The sequence below is a fragment of the Xenorhabdus sp. NBAII XenSa04 genome (genome assembly GCF_963866145.1).
Lineage (GTDB): Bacteria > Pseudomonadota > Gammaproteobacteria > Enterobacterales > Enterobacteriaceae > Xenorhabdus > Xenorhabdus indica.
In genome coordinates, this window is the sequence record NZ_CAWMEB010000112.1 from 1 (window position 1) to 6,418 (window position 6,418).

The window sequence follows — 6,418 nt, forward strand, 5'->3', positions numbered from 1 at the left end:
CTGGCGCAACAGTGTAGCGGTGTTGAACGTGGTACGCCCCTTTTTAGTGCCCTGTTAAATTATCGACATAATGATCAATCGAATCAATTGGATAAATCGCTGGAAGGGATTGAGTTATTAGACGGCCAGGAGCGGACCAACTACCCATTAACATTATCGGTGGAGGATTTTGGCAAAGCACTGGGCCTGACAGTACAAATAGTGCAGCCATTTGAGCCAGAGCGGATATGCAGCTATATGCAGCAGGCGTTGGAAAGTCTGGTGGACGCACTGGAAAAAACCCCGGAAATCCCGGTACGACAGTTGGACATCTTGCCACAAGCAGAACGTATACGGTTATTAAAAACCTGGAACAGGACGGAAACCGCTTATCCTGAGACGTTGTGTATCCACCAGTTGTTTGAACAGCAGGCGGCGAAAACGCCACAGGCCACCGCGCTGGTCTATGAAAACCAGACGCTCAGTTATGCAGAATTAAATGCCCAGGCTAACCGGCTGGCCCATCAATTAATGGCTCTGGGCGTGGAACCGGAGCAACGAGTCGCCATTTGCGTGGCACGTTCACCGGCCATGGTGGTTGGGTTGCTGGCCGTCTTAAAAGCGGGAGGCGCTTATGTGCCGCTGGACCCGGCTTATCCGGGAGAACGTCTGGCTGATAATCTGAGGGATGCTGAGCCGGCGATAGTGCTGGCCGATAATACTGGCCGGACAGCTTTGGGTGAGCAAGCATTGGCAGGACGAAGGGTGCTTGATCCAAATATCTTATTTGAACAGTCAGATAGTAACCCACAGATAGCGGTATTGACTTCACGCTCTCTGGCGTATGTGATGTATACTTCCGGCTCGACGGGTCGGCCAAAAGGGGTGATGGTAGAACAGGGTTCTTTGTTAAATTTATATGCAGTACTGACAAAGCGTGTTTTTGCCAATTCATCTGCACCTTATCGGGTTAGTCTGAACGCCAGTATTTCATTTGATGCATCACTGCAAAATTTATTGAGTCTCTTGAATGGCTACACATTGGTCATTGTGTCACAAGAGGTGCGAGTTGATGGTGCGGCCTTATTACAATTTCTCATTAAGGCTGACCTTGACGTATTGGATTGTACGCCAATGCAATTAGAGATGTTATTGGCTGCGGGCATATGTCAGCATAAAAAAGCGTTAGTACTACTGGTTGGCGGTGAAGCCATATCAACACAAACCTGGCAGACTGTAATCGGCATCCCACAACTGACTGCCTATAATGTCTATGGTCCAACGGAATGCACAGTAGATGCAACACTGGCGCATATAGGCCCAGAGCATCCTTACCCAATAATTGGTCGCCCATTAGATAATACCCGGCTTTATTTACTGGATAATTTTGGTCAGCCTGTACCACTAGGAGCCGTGGGAGAACTGTATATTGGCGGGGTAGGAGTGGCAAGAGGTTATCTGAACCGCCCTGAGTTAACCGCCGAACGTTTTCTGGCTGATCCGTTCAGTGATACCCCGGATGCACGCATGTACCGCAGCGGGGATTTAGCCCGTTATCGGTCGGATGGCAATCTGGAATTTCTCGGCCGTAACGATCAGCAGGTGAAAATTCGGGGCTTTCGTATTGAACCGGGGGAAATTGAAGCTCGATTGGCAGAGCACCCGGCAGTGCATGAATCAGTCGTGTTGACGCAGGGAGAAGGGCAGGATAAGCGGCTGGTGGCTTATGTGGTCACAGAAACGGTGGGGGATGCAGGGCTGGCAAACAGCCTGCGTACCCATCTAAGTGCAGTTTTACCGGATTACATGGTGCCGGCAGCTTTTGTGCGTCTGGACAGCATCCCACAAACCCCGAATGGTAAGTTAGATCGCCGGGCACTGCCGGCCCCGGAGGAAGACGCTTTTGCCCGGCAAGCGTATGAAGCCCCGCAGGGGGCAATGGAAATCACATTGGCGGCAATTTGGGAAGAATTACTGGGTATTGAACAAGTCAGCCGACACGACAGTTTCTTTGCTCTGGGCGGGCATTCGTTGCTTGCGGTGCGTATGATTGAGCGCCTGCGTCAGCAGGGATTAACACTGACAGCGCGGGATTTGTTTCGGTTGCCGGTGTTGTCTGATCTGGTGCAAACGTTGGGACGGCATCAGACCATCGAAGTCCCGCCGAATGTGATCACCGCCGAAACGCAGCAACTGACTCCGGCGATGTTACCGCTGGCAGATTTAACCCAGGCGGATATTGACCATATTGTCGGACAGGTGCCGGGCGGGGTAGCAAATATTCAGGACATCTACGCGTTATCCCCGTTGCAGGACGGGATTTTATTCCACCATTTACTGGCACGGGAAGGGGATACCTACCTGTTGAGTGGTCAAATGGTGTTTGTTGATCGCGCGTTGCTGGATCGTTATCTGGCAGCGATACAACGTGTGGTTGATCGTCACGATATTTTACGCACCGCCTTTATCTGGCAAGGTGTATCTACACCAGTGCAGGTGGTCTGGCGTCATGCCCCTTTGTCAGTAACGGAGCTCATACTGGACCCGGCCGATGGGCCAGTTAGCAGGCAACTGGATGAACGTTTTAACATCAATCAATATCGCCTTGATCTGAGTGATGCGCCGTTATTGCGCTTTGTAGTGGCAAAGGAAGCGGATGACCGTTGGATTGTGCTGCAATTACAGCATCACCTGATTGGTGATCATGAAACACTGGAAGTGATGCACCGTGAAGTGCAGACCTGCCTGACGGGACAGGAAGAGAGCCTGGCTGCGCCTGTGCCGTTCCGCAATCTGGTGGCACAAGTCCGGTTGGGCGTGAGTCAGGCAGCCCACACCCGTTTCTTTACTGACATGTTAGCGGAAGTGACAGAGCCGACCCTGCCATTTGGGCTGGCGGAGGTCCATCTTGATGGATCGCAGGAAAGGGAATGTTACCGATTGCTAACGCCGGAACTGAATGACCGCTTGCGCCGTCAGGCCCGCCAGCATGGGGTGAGTCTGGCGGCTTTGTGTCATCTGGCTTGGGCTCAGGTATTGTCGCGTACCAGTGGACAGGAAAAAGTGGTGTTCGGCACCGTGCTGTTTGGGCGTATGAGCGCTGGAGAAGGGGCAGACAATGGGATGGGCTTGTTTATTAATACCTTGCCATTGCGGTTGGATATGGATGATACCCCGGTTCGGGACAGCATACAGACCGTCCATCGCCGGCTGGCGGGATTACTTGCCCATGAGCATGCGTCACTGGTGTTGGCACAACAGTGCAGTGGCATTGAACGCGGTACGCCCCTCTTTAGCGCTTTGCTAAATTATCGGCACAATAGCCCCTCAGCACCGGCGGATAATACATTGGCAGGCATTGAGTTTTTAGATGGCAAGGAACGCACCAACTATCCCTTTGTGTTGTCGGTGGAGGATTTTGGTGATGCACTGGGATTGACGGCGAGTGTCGTGCAACCATTTGAGCCGGAGCAGATATGGGGCTATATGCAGCAGGCACTGGAAAGTCTGGCAGATGCGCTGGAGCACACCCCGGATAGGCAGGTGCGGGCATTAGACATCCTGCCACAAGCGGAACGCACACAGTTGTTAACCGCTTGGAACGCAACGGAAACGCCGTATCCTGACACATTGTGTATCCATCAGTTATTTGAACAGCAGGTGGCGAAAACCCCGGATGCCACGGCCCTGGTGTATGAAGAGCAGACCCTCAGTTACGCTGAATTAAACGCCAGAGCCAACCAGTTGGCTCATCAGTTAATTGAACTGGGGATTGAACCGGAACAACGGGTCGCGGTTTGTGTGTCAAGGTCACCCGCAATGGTGATTGGGTTATTAGCCATACTGAAAGCGGGTGGGGCTTACGTGCCGTTGGATCCCGCTTATCCGGTTGATCGGCTGGCGTATATGCTTGAAGACGCCGCCCCCGTTGCGATATTGACTCAAACTGAGTGGGTTGACCGACTAGCCAACACTGTGCCCATGGTGGTACTTGATGCTCAGGCAGCATTCTTGATGTCACATTCCACCGATAACCCAGATGCTCAGGCGTTGGGACTGACATCGCACCATCTGGCTTATGTGATCTACACTTCCGGCTCTACGGGCCTGCCCAAAGGCGTGATGAACAGTCATCACGCCTTGTGTAACCGCTTATTATGGTTTGTCCGCGATATCGTAACGGTGCCATTGGTAGGGGCACTGAAAACCAACATCAGCTTTGTTGATTCTGTCACCGAGATGCTGAGCGTCTTGTTGTCCGGTGGCAAACTGGTCGTTTTCAGTGATCAGGCAGTGAAAGATCTTGACCGTTTCTGTGATGGTTTACGCCGCTTTGACGTCAATTATCTGGTACTGGTGCCCTCGTTACTAAAACACTTAATTCAAGTCCATGGCGATAAGTTAAAATTCATCAGGACGCTGGTTTGCAGCGGAGAACGGCTGGCGCCTGAACTGGCCCGACAAATTGTGGCAGATTACCCCTGGCTGCGTCTGTTAAATTTTTATGGTTCATCCGAAATTAATGGTGATGCTACCTGGTATGAATATAAAGCTCAGACCGGGATCCCGGAAGCATCAGTGATTGGCCGCCCAATCGCCAATACCCGCATCTATCTTCTTGATCCTGCTGGACAACCTGTCCCTCTTGGCGTGATCGGAGAAATTTATATTGCCGGTGCCGGCGTGGCCCGTGGTTACCTAAATCGCCCCGAATTAACGGCTGAATGTTTCCTTCATGATCCATTTAGTGGTAGCCCGGATGTGAAGATGTACCGCACCGGGGACTTAGCCCGTTACCGGCCGGACGGTAATCTGGAGTTTCTGGGGCGTAATGACCAGCAGGTGAAAATCCGCGGCTTTCGGATTGAACCGGGGGAAATTGAAGCCCGGTTGACAGAGTATCCGGCAGTGCGTGAGGCAGCAGTACTGGCTCTGGGGGATGGAACAGAGAAATGGTTAGTGGCTTATGTGGTCGTGGAAGAGGAGGAAGAGCTGGCAAACAGCCTGAGAACGCATCTGAGCGCGGTTTTACCGGATTATATGGTGCCGGCGGCCTTTGTACGTTTGGATGCGTTTCCACTGACGCCGAATGGTAAGCTGGATCGCCGGGCGCTGCCAGCCCCGGACGGTGACGCCTTTGCCCGGCAAACTTATGCAGCCCCGCAGGGAAAAACCGAAATGACGCTGGCAGCGATTTGGGGAGAATTACTGGGCATTGAGCAAATCAGTCGTCATGACAGCTTCTTTGTACTGGGCGGGCATTCGTTGCTTGCGGTACGTATGATTGAGCGCTTGCGTCAGCAGGGGTTAACATTGACAGCGCGGGAATTGTTCCGGTCGCCGGTGTTGTCCGAGTTGGCGCAAACATTGGGGCAACACCAGACCCTGGAAATCCCACCGAATATGATTACCGCCGAGACGCAGCAACTGACTCCGGCTATGTTGCCGTTGGCAGATTTAACGCAGGCGGACATTGACCACATTGTCAAACAAGTTCCGGGCGGCGTGGCGAATATTCAGGATATCTACGCGTTATCCCCGTTACAGGACGGTATTTTGTTCCACCACTTATTAGCACGGGAAGGGGATACGTACCTGTTAAGTGGTCAGATGGCGTTTGCTGACCGCGCGTTGCTGGATCGTTATCTGGCAGCTATGCAACAGATAATCGAGCGGCATGATATCTTACGCACCGCGTTTATCTGGCAAGGGATATCGGTTCCGGTGCAGGTCGTCTGGCGTCATGCTCCTTTGTCAGTGACAGAATTGACGCTGGATCCGGCTGATGGTCCGGTGCTTGACCAGTTAAGTCGCCGTTTTGATCCCAGTTATTATCGTCTTGATCTAAGGCAAGCCCCGTTATTACACTTTGTGGTGGCGCAAGAAGCGGATGGCCGTTGGGTTGTCCTGCAATTATTGCATCACCTGATTGGTGACCATCAAACGCTGGAGGTGGTACATCGTGAAGTACAGATCTGCCTGACAGGACACGAGCAGAGTCTGGCGGCGCCTGTACCATTCCGCAATCTGGTAGCACAGGCCCGGTTGGGCGTGAGTCAGGCAGCACATACCCGTTTCTTTACCGACATGCTGGCAGAAGTGGAAGAACCAACACTGCCGTTCGGACTGGCGGCGGTCCATCTTGATGGATCACAGGAAAGGGAATGTTACCGATTGCTAACGCCGGAACTGAATGACCGCTTGCGTCATCAGGCGCGGCAGCAAGGGGTGAGTCTGGCGGCTTTGTGTCATCTGGCCTGGGCTCAGGTGTTGTCGCGCACCAGTGGGCAGGAAAAAGTGGTATTTGGCACCGTGCTGTTTGGACGTATGACTGGCGGCGAAGGAGCAGACGGTGGGATGGGGTTGTTTATCAATACTCTGCCGTTGCGGCTGGATATAGATGACACGCCAGTACAAGGCAGTGTACAGGCCGCTCATC

Annotated in this window: 1 protein-coding gene; it reads left to right on the forward strand. The window is 52.8% G+C overall.

The window, feature by feature from the left end:
• The coding region (locus AAC147_RS05765; RefSeq protein WP_047678110.1) for a non-ribosomal peptide synthetase at positions 1 to 6,418 on the forward strand (6,418 nt) is incomplete at both ends.